A 16,067-nucleotide genomic window follows, 5' to 3' on the forward strand; every position below is an offset into this window, starting at 1 on the left:
GCTTGCACCCTCCCCCTTGTGGGGAGGGTCGGCGAGGCGGTGTCGCGAAGCAAAACTGGCGAGACGGGGCGGAGGCGACGACGCTTCCATGCACCAGGACCTTAACTTGATATGCTAGACAACCCCCATCCCGCTCACTTTGTTCGCGACCCTCCCCGCGAGGGCGAGGGCAAATTGGCCCCGCGCCTGACGCTCTCAGGCATCTCCAAGAGTTTTCCGGGCGTTCGGGCGCTGCACAATGTCAGCCTGTCGCTCTATCCCGGACAGGTGACGGCGCTGATCGGCGAGAACGGCGCCGGCAAGTCGACGCTGGTCAAGATCATGACCGGCATCTACCAGCCCGACGCCGGCGAAATCAGCATCGACGGCCAGGCCACGGCGCTGCCCAGTGCCCATGCCGCGTTCGCCCACGGCATCACCGCCATCCATCAGGAGACGGTGCTGTTCGACGACCTTTCTGTCGCCGAAAACATCTTCCTAGGCCATGCGCCGCGCACCCGCTTCGGCACCATCGACTGGCGCACCATGCGCAAAAATGCGCGCGAGGTGCTGGAGACGATGCGCGCCGGCCATATCGACGCCGATGCTCGGCTGAAGGACCTTGGCATCGCCAACAAGCATCTGGTGGCTGTGGCGCGCGCCATGTCCATCGACGCGCGCATCGTCATCATGGACGAGCCGACCGCCGCACTTTCGATGAAGGAGATCGAGGAGCTTTTCCTCTTGATCGAATTCCTGAAGAGCGAAGGCAAGGCGGTGCTCTTCATCAGCCACAAGTTCGACGAGATCTACCGCATCGCCGACCGCTACACCGTCTTCCGCGACGGCGAGATGGTAGGCGAAGGCCTGCTCAAGGACACCGGCCAGAACGAGATCGTGCGTATGATGGTCGGCCGCAACGTCGACCACATCTTTCCGCAGCGCGAGCCGAAGATCGGCGCTCCGGTGCTGTCGGTCTCCGGCCTGTCGCACCCGACCGAGTTCGACGATATCGGCTTCGAATTGCGCAAGGGCGAAATCCTCGGCTTCTATGGCCTGGTCGGTGCCGGCCGCAGCGAGGTGATGCAGGCGATCGCCGGCATCACGCGCACCAGCCGCGGCACGATTTCGCTGGACGGCAACTCAATCGCGCCGAAATCGGCGGCGGATTCGATCGAGGCCGGCATCGTGTATGTGCCGGAAGAGCGCGGCAAGCAGGGTGTCGTCATCGGCCTGCCGATCTTTCAGAACGTATCGCTGCCTTCGCTTGCGCGCACCTCGAAATCCGGTGTGCTCAAGCTGGCGGAAGAATTCTCACTTGCCCGCTCCTACACCGAGCGGCTGGACCTGCGCGCCTCGTCGCTCAGCCAGGATGTCGGCACGCTTTCCGGCGGCAACCAGCAGAAAGTAGTCATCGCTAAATGGCTGGCGACGACGCCGAAGGTGATCATCCTCGACGAGCCGACCAAGGGTATCGACATCGGCTCCAAAGCCGCCGTGCACGGCTTCATGGCCGAGCTGGTGGCGCAGGGGCTATCGGTGATCATGGTCTCCTCGGAATTGCCGGAAATCCTCGGCATGTCCGACCGGGTCGTCGTCATGCGTGAAGGCCGTATCGCGGCCACCTACGACAACAAAGGCCTCGACGCCGAGACGCTGGTCAGGACCGCAGCGGGGATCGCGGCATGAAGAATTTTCTCAAATACCGCGAGATCTGGCTGCTCGCCGGCATCGTCCTGCTGATCGGGCTGATCTCGACCCGCTTCCCCGGTTTTGCCGATCCGGCCAATCTGCGCCAGGTGTTCAATGACACCTCGATCCTGATGATCCTGGCGCTCGGCCAGATGGTGGTGATCCTGACGCGCTCGATCGATCTGTCGATGGCGTCCAATCTCTGCTTCACCGGCATGGCGGTGGCCATGCTCAACGCCGCCCATCCGGCGATCCCGATCCCGGTGCTGATCGTCATCGCACTGCTTGTCGGCCTCCTGCTCGGCGCCATCAACGGCATCCTGGTGTGGCGGCTGAATATCCCGTCCATCGTGGTCACGCTCGGCACGCTCACCATCTATCGCGGCGCCACCTTCGTCGTCTCCGGCGGCGCCTGGGTCAATGCCGACCAGATGAGCCCCGACTTCATCAACTTCCAGCGCGCCGCCTTCCTCGGCCTGCCGGTTCTGTCGTGGATCGCGCTTCTCGTCATTGCGCTGTTCTTTCTGGCGATGACGCGCACGCAGATCGGCCGCTCGATCTATGCCATCGGCGTCAACCCGACCGCCTCGGTCTATGCCGGCATCGATGTCGGTCGCACCAAGTTCATCGTCTTCTGCATTTCCGGCATGATCGGCGGGCTTGCCGGGTACTTATGGGTCTCGCGTTACGTGATCGCCTCGGTCGAGGTCGCCAACGGCTATGAGCTCAACATCATCGCCGCCTGCGTCATCGGCGGCATTTCGATCGCCGGCGGCATCGGCTCGGTCGGCGGCGCGGTGCTCGGCGCGCTCTTCCTCGGCATCATCTCCAACGCGCTACCGGTCATCAACATCTCGCCCTTCTGGCAGATGGCGATCTCGGGCAGCGCCATCATCCTGGCCGTGGTGCTCAACGCGCGCGGCGAGCGCCGGCAGGGCCGCATCATCCTCAGAAAGGCGGAAGCGGCATGACCGACACCCCTGCCCCGCGTCATATCCCCGACCGGCTCGACAAGCCGCTTTCTTCGGCGATTTTTTCCTGGGAGGCGCTGCTCGTCGTCATCGCGATCCTCATCTTCGCGGTGAACAGCTTCGCCTCGCCCTATTTCCTCGACCCCTGGTCACTCTCGGATCTGACCTTCAACTTCACCGAAAAGGGCCTGATCGCGCTCGCCATGGCGCTGCTGATCATCTCGGGCGAGATCGACCTGTCGGTTGCTGCGATCGTCGCGCTCGCTTCGACGATGATGGGCATGGCGGTGCAGGCTGGCGCCGGCACGCCGGTGCTGGTCGCGATCGGCATCGCCGTCGGGCTCGGCTGCGGCGCTTTCAACGGGCTGCTCGTCACCAGGCTCGGCCTGCCCTCCATCGTCGTCACCATCGGCACGATGAGCCTGTTTCGCGGCATCGCCTTCATCATCCTCGGCGACCAGGCCTATAAGGGATATCCGGAAAGTTTCGCCTTCTTCGGCCAGGGCTATGCGTGGTGGGTTTTCTCGTTCGAGCTGGCGTTGTTCCTTTTCGCGGCGCTCGTCTACTGGTTCGTGCTGCATCGCACGAGCTTCGGCCGGCGCGTCTTTGCCATTGGCAACAATCCGGTCGCCTGCCAGTTCTCCGGTGTGCGCGTCGACCGCATCAAATTCATCCTGTTTTGCCTCACCGGGCTGATGTCGGGCATCGCCTCGGTGCTGATCACGTCGCGGCTCGGCTCGACAAGGCCGTCGATCGCGCAGGGCTATGAGCTGGAGGCCATCACCATGGTGGTGCTGGGAGGCGTGTCGATCCTCGGCGGCGCCGGCAGCATCCTCGGCGTGGTGCTTGCCGCCTTCATCATGGGGCTGGTGACCTTCGGCCTCGGCCTGCTCAACGTGCCCGGCATCGTCATGTCGATCTTCATCGGCCTGCTGCTGATCATCGTCATTGCGCTGCCGATCGTCTGGCGGCGGCTGCGCGAAGGACGTTTCGCCTGATGGAGAAATACGCCTTCAAGATGAAGCTCAATCCCGGCATGAAGGGCGAGTACAAGCGCCGCCATGACGAGATCTGGCCCGAACTGACGGAGCTGCTGAGAGAGGCCGGCGTCTCCGACTATTCGATCCATCTCGACGAGGAGACCAGCATCCTCTTCGGCGTGCTGTGGCGACGTGACGATCACGGCATGGCCGACCTGCCGAAACATCCTGTTATGCAGCGCTGGTGGGCGCATATGGCCGACCTCATGGAAACCAAACCCGACAATGAGCCGGTGGCGGTGCCGCTGGAAACCATGTTCCATATGGCATGATCCGCCACGTCGCCGTCATCGATATCGGCAAGACCAACGCCAAGGTGGCGCTGGTCGAGCTCACGATGCCGAGCGAGATCGCGCTGCGCCGCACCGCGAACGCGCCCGTTTGGCAGGCGCCCTACCCGCATCACGATGTCCAGGCGCTGTGGACGTTCATCCTGAACAGCCTCGCCGATCTCAACCGCGAACGGCGGATCGATGCGATCTCGATCACCACGCATGGCGCGACCGGGGCGCTGGTCGACGCCGCCGGCGAACTGGTGCTGCCGGTGCTCGACTATGAATTTAACGGCCCCCACCAGCTTGCGGCCGACTACGACGCCGTGCGCCCTCCCTTCGCCGAAACAGGCACGCCGCGGTTGCCGATCGGCCTCAATCTCGGCGCGCAATTCTTCTGGCAGCAAAAGCGCTTTCCAGTGGAATTCGCCAAGTCCGCTGCGATGCTGATGTATCCGCAATATTGGGCGCTGCGGCTGACCGGCGTGGCCGCCAACGAAGTGACATCGCTGGGCTGCCACACCGATCTGTGGAACCCCTGGACGTCCGACTATTCCTCGCTGGTCGACAGCCTGGGCTGGCGTCCGCTGATGGCACCCGTGCGCCAGGCGAAGGACAGGCTCGGATCGATCCTGCCGGCTATTGCCCGACTGACAGGGCTCGACCCTGCGACTCCCGTCTTCTGCGGCCTGCACGACTCCAACGCTTCGCTGCTGCCGCATCTGTTGTCCGATCGGCCGCCTTTCTCCGTCGTCTCGACCGGCACATGGGTGGTGTCGATGGCGGTCGGCGGCAATAAGGTCGAGCTCGATGCGGCGCGCGACACGCTGGTCAATGTCAATGCGCTCGGCGATCCCGTGCCGTCGGCGCGCTTCATGGGTGGACGCGAGTTTTCGCTGCTGACCGAAGGCCAGCGGCAGGACTGGACCGAGGCCGATGTTGCCGCCGTGCTGGCACGAAAAGCATCGCTTCTGCCGTCAACCCAACAAGGCTCCGGGCCATTCCCTCACCGCGCCGCGCAATGGGTCAACGCCGAGGGCTTGCCCCCCGGCCAGCGCTTCACCGCAATCTCGTTCTATCTGGCGCTGATGACCGCGACCTGCCTGGAGTTGATTGGCGGCGACGGGCGGACGACGGTCGAAGGGCCCTTTGCGCGGAACCCACTTTTCATCCGCATGCTGGCAGCAGCAACGGGACGGGCTGTCATTGCGTCGGAGACGTCGACAGGGACGAGCATCGGCGCGGCACTGCTGGCGTCAGACCGCGCTACCGTCATGAGCAAAGGCGAGCGGACCGAGCCACCCGCAGATCCGGCTTGGCACGATTACGCGCGAGCGTGGCAGCGGGTCGTCGGGACGTGATCCGCGCCGTGGTATTTTGCCACAACTGACAGGTCGCGCCGACCAGCGCCGACATACGCAAGTGGCAACTTGCGCACCGAACGTCTCAGCCCGCTGTCGCGTAAAGCAACCCTTGCGGATCGATCTCGGGCTTGCGGCCGGCGACGAGGTCGGACAGGAATTTTCCCGAGCCGCAAGCCATGGTCCAGCCGAGATGGCCGTGGCCGGTGTCGAGATAGAGGTTGCGGTATTTCGCCTGACCGAAGATGGGCACGGAACTCGGCATCATCGGCCTCAGGCCTGCCCAAAGCAGCGCCTTCTTCTCGTCGAAGGCGCCCGGGAACAGGTCCTTGCCGGTTTCCAGGATGGTTCTGAAATCACGCGGCTTGAAGCTGCGATCGAAGCCTATGAATTCCGCCGTCGAGGACATCCGCAGCCGGTTGCCCAGCCTCGAATAGCCGATCAGCCGGTCCTCGTCGGCGCCGCCCATGGTCGGGCCCTTGCTCTCGTCCTCGAGCGGGACGGTCACGGTGTAGCCCTTCACCGGGTAGACGGGCAGGTCGATGCCGTAGCGGCGGCCGAACAGGCCGCTTTCGGCTCCCATCGAGATGACGACGGCGTCGCCCGCAACCGGTCCGGCCGAGGTCATCACGGCTCGCACCCGGTCGCCCTCGATGTCGAGGCCCTCGATTGTCGTGCCGAACAGGAACCTGACGCCGAGCTTCTCGGCCGCATAGGCGGCGAGCTTGTCGACGAATTGCTTGGAATCGCCGGTCTGGTCGATCGGCGAATAGATGCCGCCGGCGATCTTGTCCTTCACGCCGGCAAGGCCCGGCTCCAGCTCGGCCAAGCGGTCGCGGCCGACGATCTCGATCGGCAGGCCGCGCTCGCCGAGGTAGCGGTAATTGTCGGTGCCGGTGTCGAAGCTTTGCTGCGAGCGGAAGAAGTAGAGGATGCCTTTCTTGCGTTCGTCGTAATGGATGCCGGTCGCCTCCGAGAGCGCATTGATGCAGTCGCGCGAATAGAGCGCGAGCTTCAGCTTGACGTCGGTGTTGGCGCGCAGGCGCGCTACGGTGCACTCGCGCAGGAAGCGCAGGCTCCAGGCATAGAAATACGGATCGAGGCGCAGCCGGACCTTGATGCCGAGGTCATGGTTCCAGAGCGCGCGCAGAAAGGTCTTGAGCGCCGCCGGCGAGGCCCAGGCGGTGGCGTCGCCCGGCGAGACCAGGCCGGCGTTCGACTGGCTGGTGCCGCGCGCCGCTGCCTCATGGCGCTCGATCACCGTCACCTCATGACCGTCTTTAGCCAGATAGTAGGCGGCCGCCGTGCCAACCACGCCGGCGCCGAGCACCAAGACCTTCATGCCGTCCCTCAAGGCTCATTCAAAAAGTGCGCCTTCGGCACACCACCGCATGAGCCTCAATACCGCGTCTAAACTCGCCGGACGAGCCCTTGGCCCAACAGGTCAGTCTCATTTACGCAATTCCGGACGACGGCTACGGCGAAGTCGCCGAATCCAACCGCTACACACTTTCCTGAACTGCTCAGTTTCGAACGGAGTTCTTGGTCGTCAGGATGCGTTCCCAGGCCAGCGCATCCTTGACGATCTGGTCGAGATCGTCGCGCTGCGGGGTCCAGCCGAACTCCTTGCGGGCAAGGTCGGAATTGGCGACCACGGCGGCGGCGTCGCCCGGCCGTCGCGCACCCATGCGAACGTCGAAATCATGGCCGAAGGCGCGGCGCACGCTGTCGATCACTTCCAGCACCGAATAGCCATGGCTGTAGCCGCAATTGGCGACGAGGCTCTCCCCGCCATCGCGCAGCCGCTGCAGTGCCAACCGGTGCGCCGCCGCCAGATCGCTCACATGGATGTAGTCGCGGATGCAGGTGCCGTCCGGTGTCGGATAGTCCTTGCCGAAGACCTGCATGAATGGCCGCTTGCCGAGCGCCGTCTCGCAGGCGACCTTGATCAGATGCGTGGCGCCGGGCGTCGACTGTCCGGTGCGGCCCTTGGGGTCGGCGCCGGCGACATTGAAATAGCGCAGCGCCGTATAGCGGATGTCGTGCGCAATCGCGGCATCGCGCAGCATCCACTCGCTCATCAGCTTGGAGAGGCCGTAAGGCGATTCCGGCGCCAGCCGGGCGTCCTCGCGCACCGGCTCCAGCCCGGCGCCGCCATAGACGGCTGCGGTGGACGAGAAGATGAAGTGCGGCACGCCCTCGCGCACGGCGGTTTCGATCAGCGCGCGCGTCTTGCAGGTGTTGTTCTCGTAATAGCCGAGCGGATCGGCGACCGATTCCGGCACCACGATCGAGCCGGCGAAATGGATGATGGCGTCGACCTTGTTTTCCCGGATGATCCGGCCGACCAGATCGCGATCGGCGACGTCGCCGACGACGAGCTTCGCCTCGGGCGCCACCGCCCATTCGAAGCCGGTGGAAAGCCTGTCGAGCACGACGACACTTTCGCCGGCGTCCAAAAGCTCCCAGACCATGTGGCTGCCGATATAGCCGGCACCGCCCGTCACCAAAACCGTCATCGCTTACCTCGCTGATCAAGATTTATCGGAAACTGTCTCAACAGCCGCCGTGCTGGAAACCCCGCCGTAAGCCCATTAGCCTCCCATTTTAGTGTTAAGTCTGTAACAGTTCCGCCTGCCCGAGGCATCGTACCGAAACAAAGCTGGTTCACATCCCCGGGAATAGGCCATGATCCGGCATCGTTAGGAACAGGCGCGGGGCGTGGCATTTTGACCGGTGCGGCGCGGTGGACGTAACATAGGCCCGTGACTATGATCCGGCGCAAAATTGGGAAGCCGACATGAACTACCAGCGGTTCTTCGAAGACGCGATCGACCAGCTCCATGCCGAGCGGCGCTACCGCGTTTTCGCCGACCTCGAGCGCATCGTGGGCAAGTTCCCGCGCGCCATCTGGCGCTCCAACGGTCGCGCCCAGGAAATCACCGTCTGGTGCTCCAACGACTATCTCGGCATGGGCCAGAATCCGGACGTCATCGCCGCCTTCCAGAACGCGGCGGGCCGGATGGGCTCGGGCGCCGGCGGCACCCGCAACATTTCTGGCACGTCCAACCCGCTGGTCGAGCTGGAGCATGAGCTCGCCGACCTGCACGACAAGGAGGCGGCGCTGGTCTTCACCTCCGGTTTCGTTTCCAACGAAGCCTCGATTTCGACCATCGCCAGGCTCTTGCCCAACTGCCTGATCATCTCGGACGAGTTGAACCACGCCTCGATGATCGAGGGCGTGCGCCGCTCCGGGGCCGAAAAGAAGATTTTTCGCCACAACGACGTTGCGCATCTGGAAAGCCTGCTGCAGGCGGCAGGACGCGAGCGCGCCAAGCTGATCGTCTTCGAAAGCGTCTATTCGATGGACGGCGACATCGCGCCGATCAAGCAGATCGTCGAGCTCGCCGAGCGCTACAACGCCATGACCTATATCGACGAGGTGCATGCCGTTGGCATGTACGGTGCGCGCGGCGGCGGCATCACCGAGCGCGAGGGTCTTGCCGACCGCATCGACATCATCGAGGGGACGCTGGCCAAGGCCTTCGGCACGCTGGGCGGCTACATCACCGGCACGAGCGCTGTGATCGACGCGGTGCGCTCCTATGCGCCGGGCTTCATCTTCACCACCGCGCTGCCGCCCGCGATCGCGGCGGCCGCCACCACCTCGATCAGGCATTTGAAGCGCTCGCAGGCCGAGCGCGACGCCCAGCAGCGCCAGGCCGCGCGGGCCAAGCAGGTGCTTGCCGCGGCCGGGCTGCCGGTGATGGAATCGGCCACCCATATCGTGCCGGTGCTGGTCGGCGATCCCGAGCTTTGCAAGATGGCGAGCGACCGCCTGCTTGGCGTCCACGGCATCTACATCCAGCCGATCAATTATCCGACGGTGCCGCGCGGCACCGAACGGCTGCGCATCACGCCCACCCCGTTCCATTCGGACGCGCTGATCGCCGAACTGCAGGACGCGCTGGTCGAGACCTGGGACGCGCTCGGCATCCCCTATGCCGCCTCCGGCCGCCCGGCCGTCGCCAAGAGCGACCGGATTATTCCACTCCTGGTGCCGAAATCAGGCGGCTGAAGCCGCCCGTCTCAGACCGTCTTCATCCATTTCGCCAGGCGATTTGCCGCTTCCTCAAGCTGATCGAGGCGGCGGTGGAAGCATAGTCTGAGGAAAGCCTCTCCGCCGGGGCCGAAGGCCGTGCCGGGCGCCAGGCCGACATTGGCGTTGTCGACGATGTCGAAGGCGGCGGCGCGGGAATCGGTGATGCCGTCGACGGTGAAGAACAGGTAGAACGCACCTTGCGGCACGGTGAAGCGCGCCTTGCCGGTGGCACCCAGGATGTCGCAGACCAGATCGCGCGCCGCACGTGCCCGCTCCACCTGCTCGACGATAAAGCCGTCACCCTTGTCGAGGGCCGCAACCGCGCCGCGCTGCATGAACTGGGCGACGCCCGAGGTCGAATACTGGATCAGGTTCTCGAACACCTGCTGCAGCGCCGGATGCGTCTTGATCCAGCCGACTCGCCAGCCGGTCATCGCCCAGTTCTTGGAGAAGCTGTTGACGAACAGGATGCGGTCTTCCGCCGTTGCGATATCGAGGAAAGACGGCGCGCGGCCGTGGCCATAGTGGAACAGCGCATAGATCTCGTCGGCGATGATCCAAAGCTTCTTCGTGCGGGCCAGATCGAGGATCGCTTGAAGCGTTTCCTTGTCGGCTGTCCAGCCGGTCGGGTTCGAGGGGGTATTGATGAACAGCGCCTTGGTACGCGGCGTGATGGCGGCTGCGATCTTGTCGACATCGCAGGACCAGCCATTGCCGGACTGGTCGAGCGTGACCGGCACGGGAACAGCGCCGGCAACACCGGCGGCGGCAGCGAAATTCGGCCACGCCGGCGAAAGATAGACGACCTCGTCGCCGCTGCCGGCGATCGCGTCGATGGCCAGTTGAATGGCATGCATGCCCGAGCCGGTGACGATGAATTCTTCCTCGGCGAAGCGCTGGCCGAAATGCCTGGCATAGTAGCGGGCGAGCGCCTGCCTAAGCTCGGGAATGCCCTTCTGCCAGGTGTAGAAGGTCTCGCCACTGGCGAGGCCGCCTGCGGCGGCATCGCTGATGAAGGAAGGCGTCGGCAGGTCGCCCTCTCCGGCCCAGAGCGGAATAAGGCCTTCGTGCAAGCGGCCGTGATTGACGACGGCGACAATGCCGCTTTCGGGGGCAGCACGGGCTTCGGCGCGCAAGGTCTCAATCAGGGTCATGGACAAATCCGTGCTCGTTTTGCTGCGCTCTTACCAGATCACTGAACAGAAAACCCCAGCCGCAAGCGGCCGGGGTTTTGGTCCAGCAAAGAGCGTTGGATGCGTTATTTCCTGGCGAGCAGGTCGCGGATTTCGGTCAGAAGCTGGACATCCGCCGGCGGCGGCGCCGCGGCAGGCGCGGGCTTCTCTCGCTCCAGCCGCCTGCGCAGATTGTTCACCGCCTTGACCATCAGGAAAATGATGAAGGCGAGGATCAGAAAATTCAGCACGACGGTGATGAAGCTGCCATAGGCGAAAACGGCTCCCTCTTTCTTGGCTTCGGCCAGCGTGGCCGAGTGCACATTGGAGGACAGCCCAAAGAAGTAATTGTTGAAGTCAAGCCCGCCGAAAATCGCGCCGATGATCGGCATGATGATGTCGTTGACCAGCGAATCGACGATCTTGCCGAAGGCGGCGCCGATGATGACGGCGACGGCCAAGTCCATCACATTGCCCTTGGAGATGAATTCCTGGAATTCTTTCAGCATCCGACCCTCCTTGCCATGACGGGCCGCGCTGCCGCCCCGGCTCTCCGGCACCGACCCCGAAGCCACAATAACAAAAACCCCCAGTTGCAAAACCGGAAAAAGGGCGGAGCCGCCGGTTTGTGCCTAACTGGTTCGCGCTTCTGGGCGTCACCAAGCACCTATGCGCCGAAAGCCGCGGTGGACTTGGCGTCAAAGCTGTGGTTGCGTTTGATAACCGGACGAGCAGCCGGTCAGGAAGGAAGTTCGAACCGTGCAAGGCTGGTTCGTCGTCATCATCGCGATCGCCTATGTGACGCTGCTTTTTGCCATCGCCAGCGTCGGCGACCGGCGCTCCGTGGCAGCCGGACTCGGCCGCGCACGGCCCTCCATTTATGCGCTCAGCCTCGCCATCTACTGCACCTCCTGGACCTTCTTCGGCTCGGTCGGGCTCTCCTCCGAGCGGGGTCTCGAATTCCTCGGCATCTACACCGGCCCGGTGCTGGTCTTCGTGTTCGGCTTCCCGCTGCTCAACCGCATCGTCCGCCTGGCAAAGAGCGAAAAGATCACCTCGATTGCGGACTTTCTCGGCGCCCGCTACGGCAAGAGTTTTGCCGTCGCGGCGATCGCCACGCTGATCGCCACGGTCGGCGCCGTGCCCTACATCGCGCTGCAGCTCAAGGCGATCTCCGGCTCGGTCAGCCTGATGATCGAGCACTACACGGGATCGCCGCCCTCCTTTGATCCTTTTGTAAGCGACATCTCGCTGGTGGTGGCGATGCTGCTGGCGCTGTTTGCGGTCCTGTTCGGCACCCGCCACGCCGACGCCACCGAGCACCAGGACGGGCTGGTGCTGGCGGTCGCGGTCGAGACGGTGGTCAAGCTCGCAGCCTTCCTCGCCATCGGCCTTATGGTCACCTTTCTCATCTTCGGCGGCCCCGGCGACATGCTGGCGACGCTCGGGGCGAATGCCGAGGTGCGCCAGGCGATGGGCTACAACACGTCCTTGGTCACCTGGCTTGTGCTGACGACCTTGAGCGGCTTCGCCATCCTGATGCTGCCGCGCCAATTCTACGTCACCATCGTCGAGAATCGCAGCGAGGCCGAACTGCGCACCGCGACCTGGGTGTTTCCGCTCTATCTCGTGGCGATCAACCTGTTCGTCCTGCCGATCGCCTTTGCCGGGCTGTCGCTGGTCGGCGCAAGGACCAGCAGCGACCTCTACGTCCTGTCGCTGCCGCTATTCAGCGGCCACGACGTGCTGGCGATGATCGCCTTCATCGGCGGCCTGTCGGCGGCCACCGCCATGGTCATCGTCGAGAGCGTGGCGCTGTCGATCATGATTTCCAACGACCTCGTCATCCCGCTGTTCGTGCGTCGATTGCTCAAGACCACTTCTTCGGAGAACGAAGACTGGTCGACGCTGATCCTGAACGTTCGGCGAGCGTCGATTTTCATCATGCTGTTCATCGCCTTCCTCTATTACCGCGAGAGCACCAACAGCGCGCGGCTGTCCTCGATCGGGCTGATGTCCTTCGCAGCGATCGCGCAATTCGCGCCCGCCCTGATCGGCGGGCTGATCTGGCGCCGCGCCAATGGCCGGGGCGCCGCGCTCGGCATGGTCGCCGGCATCGCGGTCTGGGGTTACACGCTGCTGCTCCCTTCCCTCGTCGGTCCCGGCTCCGACTTTGTCGTCCATGGCCTGTTCGGCTTCGAGGCGCTGAGACCCCAGGCGCTGTTCGGCACCGTCGGCGAGCCGCTGAACCATGGCGTGCTGTGGAGCCTGTCAGTCAACACGCTGTTCTTCGTGATGGGTTCGCTGTCCCGCGCATCGGTGCCGCTGGAGCGCATCCAGGCGGCGATCTTCGTGCCGCGCGAGGCGGGGCCGATGCCAAGCCTGCGCCGCTTCCGCACCGCGGTCACGGTCAATGACCTCAAGGACACGATTTCCCGCTATCTCGGCGTCGAGCGCACCGAGCGCTCCTTCCAGTCCTTCGAGAAGAACGCGAACGTCTCCCTGCACGGCAAGGAACAGGCCAGCATGGACGTCATCCGTTTCTCGGAGCAGTTGCTGGCGAGCGCCGTGGGCTCGTCGTCGGCGCGGCTTATCCTGTCGCTGCTGTTCCGCCGCAACGACCGCGACTCCAAGGACGCCTTCCGGCTGCTCGACGACGCCACCGAGGCGCTGCAGCACAACCGCGACCTGCTGCAGATCGCGCTCGACCAGATGGAGCAGGGCATCACCGTCTTCGACCGGGATTTGCGGCTGATCTGCTGGAACCGGCAATACAGGGCGCTGTTCGATCTGCCTGACGAGATGGGCCAAGTGGGCGTGTCGCTCGACCAGATCCTGCGGCATCTGGCCGAGCGCGGCGATATCGCCGCCGACCAGCGGGTTACGATGCTCAACCGGCTGACCAGCTTCGTCGGTCCTTGGCAGATGGAGCTCAGGACCAGCGGCCGCATCCTGGAGCTGCGTTCCAACCCGATGCCCGACGGCGGCATCGTCGCCACCTATGCCGACATTTCCGGCCGCGTCGAGCAGGACCTGGCGCTGAAGCGGGCCAATGAATCGCTGGAGCAGCGGGTCAGGAGCCGCACCGCCGAGCTCACCCGCGTCAACGAGGAGCTGGCGCAGGCGCAGATGCTTGCCGAGGAAGCCAATCTCAGCAAGACGCGCTTTCTCGCCTCGGCGGGCCACGACATCCTGCAGCCGCTCAACGCCGCCAGGCTCTATTGCTCCTCGCTGATCGAAAAGGCCGGCAAGGGGCCGGCCGGCAGGGCCGCGACCAACATTGAATCCTCACTGGAGTCGGTCGAGACCATCCTCGGCGCGGTGCTCGACATATCCCGGCTCGACGCCGGCGCGTTGAAGCCCGAGGACACCGCCTTCAGCCTCGGCGGGCTACTTGGCCAGATCGGCAACGACTTTCGCCCGCTCGCCGCCGAAAAGAAGCTCGGCCTGAAAATCATGCCGTCGTCGCTCGGCGTCATGACCGACCGCAATTTGCTTCGCCGGCTGATCCAGAACCTCGTTTCCAATGCGATCAAATACACGCGCGAAGGCCGTATATTGGTCGGCGTGAGAAGGCGCGGCGAGCTGGCCGAGATCCAGGTGATCGACACCGGCATCGGCATTGCCGCCGACAAGCTGAACACCGTCTTCCACGAATTCACCCGGTTGGACGAGGGCGCTCGCGAGGCCGAAGGCCTTGGCCTTGGCCTTTCCATCGTCGACCGCATCGCCAGGGTTCTCAGGCTCGAAATCCGCATCTTCTCCAACCCCGGCAAGGGCACGCGTTTTTCCGTCATCCTGCCGGTCGCCGCGATCGCGGCGCCGCCGCGCGAGACGGGAAAGGCGCCCGCGCGCGCGCCATCCTCACTTGCCGGACTCAATGTGCTGTGCATCGACAATGACGCGCGAATCCTCGACGGCATGCGACTGCTGCTCGAAGGCTGGGGCTGCAGCGTCGAGACCGCTTCGGGATCGCAGGACCTGATGCGCCCGGGTGCGGCAAGGCCGGATGTGGTGCTCGCCGACTATCATCTCGACGGCGGCACCGGGCTCGACGCCATCGCCAGGCTGCGCGCCGCCTACGGCAAGGACCTGCCCTGCGTGCTGGTCACCGCAGACCGCTCCAGCGAGGTGCGCACTGCTGCTGGTCTGCTCGATGTGCCGGTGATCAACAAGCCGCTGAAGCCTGCCGTGCTGCGCTCGATGATGGCGCGCGTCAGGGCGCTGGCGCCCGCGGCGGAATGATCAGCTCACCGGCTGCAGCGGGTCGCCGCCGATCTTGGAAAGCTGGATGACCGCCTGGGTGCGGCTGTCGACGCCGAGCTTCTGCAATATAGCCGAGACATGCGCCTTGATGGTGGCTTCGGAGACGCCGAGCTCATAGGCGATCTGCTTGTTAAGCAGGCCTTCGGCCAACATGCCGAGCACCCTCGTCTGCTGCGGCGTCAGCGCCTGCAGGCGCTTGATCAGATCGGAAATCTCTGGGTCGCGCTCGACGCCGAGCTCGATGCCGGCGGGTGCTGCGATATCGCCGGCAAGCACAGTCAGGACGGCGCTGCGTATCTCCTCCATGCTTGCCGATTTGGAGATGAAGCCGGACGCGCCGAGATCGAGCGCGCGGCGGATGGTGGCTGGATCGTCATGAGCCGACACCACCACCAGCGGCACCGAGGCATGGATGCCGCGCAGCGAGATCAGTCCGGACAGGCCGCTGGCGCCCGGCATCGACAGGTCGAGCAGCACCATGTCGATGTCTTCATTGGCGACGACCAGCGCCTTGGCGCTTTCGAAATCGCCGGCCTCATGGATGGCGGCAACGTCGCCTATGCCGGCCAGCGCTTCCTTTAGCGCGCCGCGAAACAGCGGATGGTCGTCGGCAATGACGAAAGTGTGGCCCGACGGCAAATATTCCTCCCCGGATCCCATCGCCGATTGTGTGCTTTCTTACGGGATCGGAACGATTATGCGGCGGCGCGGCGCGTTTTCAAGCGGCAAAGGCCGCGCGCGCAGGCTTTTTCCCGGGAGCTCAGGTCTTTTGCGGGCTGGGCTTCGTGGCACCGTCGCCTTCCTGCCTGTCGATGTCCTTGACGATATCCATGAAGCTGCGGAAGAAGCGCTCCATGTAGCTCATCGTCTTGTTGAAATCCTCCTCGCTCGGCAGTTGGGACTCCAGCCGGGCCGAGAGCGAGTTCTCGAGCTTCGCGACGCGCTCGTCGAGTGCCTTCACCGTGCTCTGCAGCCGGTCGATCTCGTCCTGGAAGGCGGAGCGCTCGTCGGCGGCCAACTTGCAGACGAGCTGGCCGGAGCGCTCCTCGCAGATCGACATGGCGCCGGTCTGGGTGTCCATGCGGACATAGCCGTTGGCGGACTTTTCGAGCCGATAGCGGTCCGTCTCCTCGGAATAGGCCGATGCGGCGACCAGCGAGCAAAGCGCCGCCGGGATTAGAATGTGCTGCAGACGCATGTTATCCTCCATGA

General features: G+C 64.3%; 13 protein-coding genes. 7 read left to right on the forward strand and 6 right to left on the reverse strand.

From position 1 onward, the window contains the following. Positions 1-111: 111 nt before the first annotated feature. Genes CK215_RS22385 through CK215_RS22405 form a run of 5 tightly spaced genes read left to right on the forward strand, consistent with a single transcriptional unit; the run spans position 112 to position 5,315 of the window. Positions 112-1,668 (forward strand): sugar ABC transporter ATP-binding protein, encoded by a 1,557-nt coding sequence (locus CK215_RS22385; RefSeq protein WP_245418765.1) that lies wholly within the window; start codon positions 112-114, stop codon positions 1,666-1,668. Then, entirely contained in the window at positions 1,665-2,642 is a 978-nt protein-coding gene (locus CK215_RS22390) for an ABC transporter permease (RefSeq protein WP_095832195.1), read from the forward strand. Before CK215_RS22385 ends, CK215_RS22390 begins: the two co-directional genes overlap by 4 nt. Then, positions 2,639-3,640 carry an ABC transporter permease gene (locus tag CK215_RS22395; RefSeq protein ID WP_095832196.1) on the forward strand — a complete coding sequence of 334 codons (1,002 nt, stop codon included), beginning with the start codon at positions 2,639-2,641 and terminating at the stop codon, positions 3,638-3,640. Before CK215_RS22390 ends, CK215_RS22395 begins: the two co-directional genes overlap by 4 nt. Continuing rightward, positions 3,640-3,954 carry an L-rhamnose mutarotase gene (gene rhaM, locus CK215_RS22400; protein ID WP_170950354.1) on the forward strand — a complete coding sequence of 105 codons (315 nt, stop codon included), beginning with the start codon at positions 3,640-3,642 and terminating at the stop codon, positions 3,952-3,954. The genes CK215_RS22395 and rhaM overlap by 1 nt, the downstream gene beginning before the upstream one ends. Then, positions 3,951-5,315, forward strand: coding sequence for an FGGY-family carbohydrate kinase (locus CK215_RS22405; RefSeq protein ID WP_095832198.1), 1,365 nt, complete (start codon positions 3,951-3,953; stop codon positions 5,313-5,315). Before rhaM ends, CK215_RS22405 begins: the two co-directional genes overlap by 4 nt. A gap of 85 nt (positions 5,316-5,400) precedes the next feature. Here the strand turns inward: CK215_RS22405 and CK215_RS22410 are convergent, their stop codons facing one another. Both CK215_RS22410 and galE read right to left on the reverse strand, forming a co-directional pair. After that, entirely contained in the window at positions 5,401-6,657 is a 1,257-nt protein-coding gene (locus tag CK215_RS22410; RefSeq protein WP_095777446.1) for a D-amino acid dehydrogenase, read from the reverse strand. A 181-nt stretch (positions 6,658-6,838) separates the two neighbouring features. Then, positions 6,839-7,834, reverse strand: coding sequence for a UDP-glucose 4-epimerase GalE (gene galE, locus CK215_RS22415; protein WP_095777447.1), 996 nt, complete (start codon positions 7,832-7,834; stop codon positions 6,839-6,841). A 281-nt stretch (positions 7,835-8,115) separates the two neighbouring features. Here galE and hemA point away from each other — a divergent pair, with 281 nt between their 5' ends. Continuing rightward, positions 8,116-9,393: a 5-aminolevulinate synthase gene (hemA, locus tag CK215_RS22420; protein ID WP_066996827.1), complete on the forward strand. Its 1,278-nt coding sequence runs from the start codon at positions 8,116-8,118 to the stop codon at positions 9,391-9,393. A gap of 11 nt (positions 9,394-9,404) precedes the next feature. On the opposite strand, the gene CK215_RS22425 is transcribed toward hemA, so the two are convergent. Both CK215_RS22425 and mscL read right to left on the reverse strand, forming a co-directional pair. Further along, positions 9,405-10,571 carry a pyridoxal phosphate-dependent aminotransferase gene (locus tag CK215_RS22425; protein WP_095832199.1) on the reverse strand — a complete coding sequence of 389 codons (1,167 nt, stop codon included), beginning with the start codon at positions 10,569-10,571 and terminating at the stop codon, positions 9,405-9,407. Positions 10,572-10,675: 104 nt separating this feature from the next. After that, positions 10,676-11,098 (reverse strand): large conductance mechanosensitive channel protein MscL, encoded by a 423-nt coding sequence (mscL, locus tag CK215_RS22430; RefSeq protein ID WP_095777596.1) that lies wholly within the window; start codon positions 11,096-11,098, stop codon positions 10,676-10,678. A 250-nt stretch (positions 11,099-11,348) separates the two neighbouring features. On the opposite strand from mscL, the gene CK215_RS22435 reads away from it, so the two are divergent. Beyond that, complete coding sequence (locus tag CK215_RS22435) at positions 11,349-14,834, forward strand: PAS domain-containing hybrid sensor histidine kinase/response regulator (protein WP_066996822.1); 3,486 nt, start codon at positions 11,349-11,351, stop codon at positions 14,832-14,834. Here the strand turns inward: CK215_RS22435 and CK215_RS22440 are convergent, their stop codons facing one another. After that, positions 14,835-15,494, reverse strand: a complete 660-nt coding sequence (locus tag CK215_RS22440; protein ID WP_066996819.1) for a response regulator transcription factor — start codon at positions 15,492-15,494, stop codon at positions 14,835-14,837. It abuts the gene before it with no gap. A gap of 121 nt (positions 15,495-15,615) precedes the next feature. After that, complete coding sequence (locus CK215_RS22445; RefSeq protein WP_095832228.1) at positions 15,616-16,053, reverse strand: hypothetical protein; 438 nt, start codon at positions 16,051-16,053, stop codon at positions 15,616-15,618. Between the last annotated feature and the right edge of the window lie 14 nt (positions 16,054-16,067).

The sequence above is a fragment of the Mesorhizobium sp. WSM3864 genome (assembly GCF_002294955.1).
Classification (GTDB): Bacteria; Pseudomonadota; Alphaproteobacteria; order Rhizobiales; family Rhizobiaceae; genus Mesorhizobium.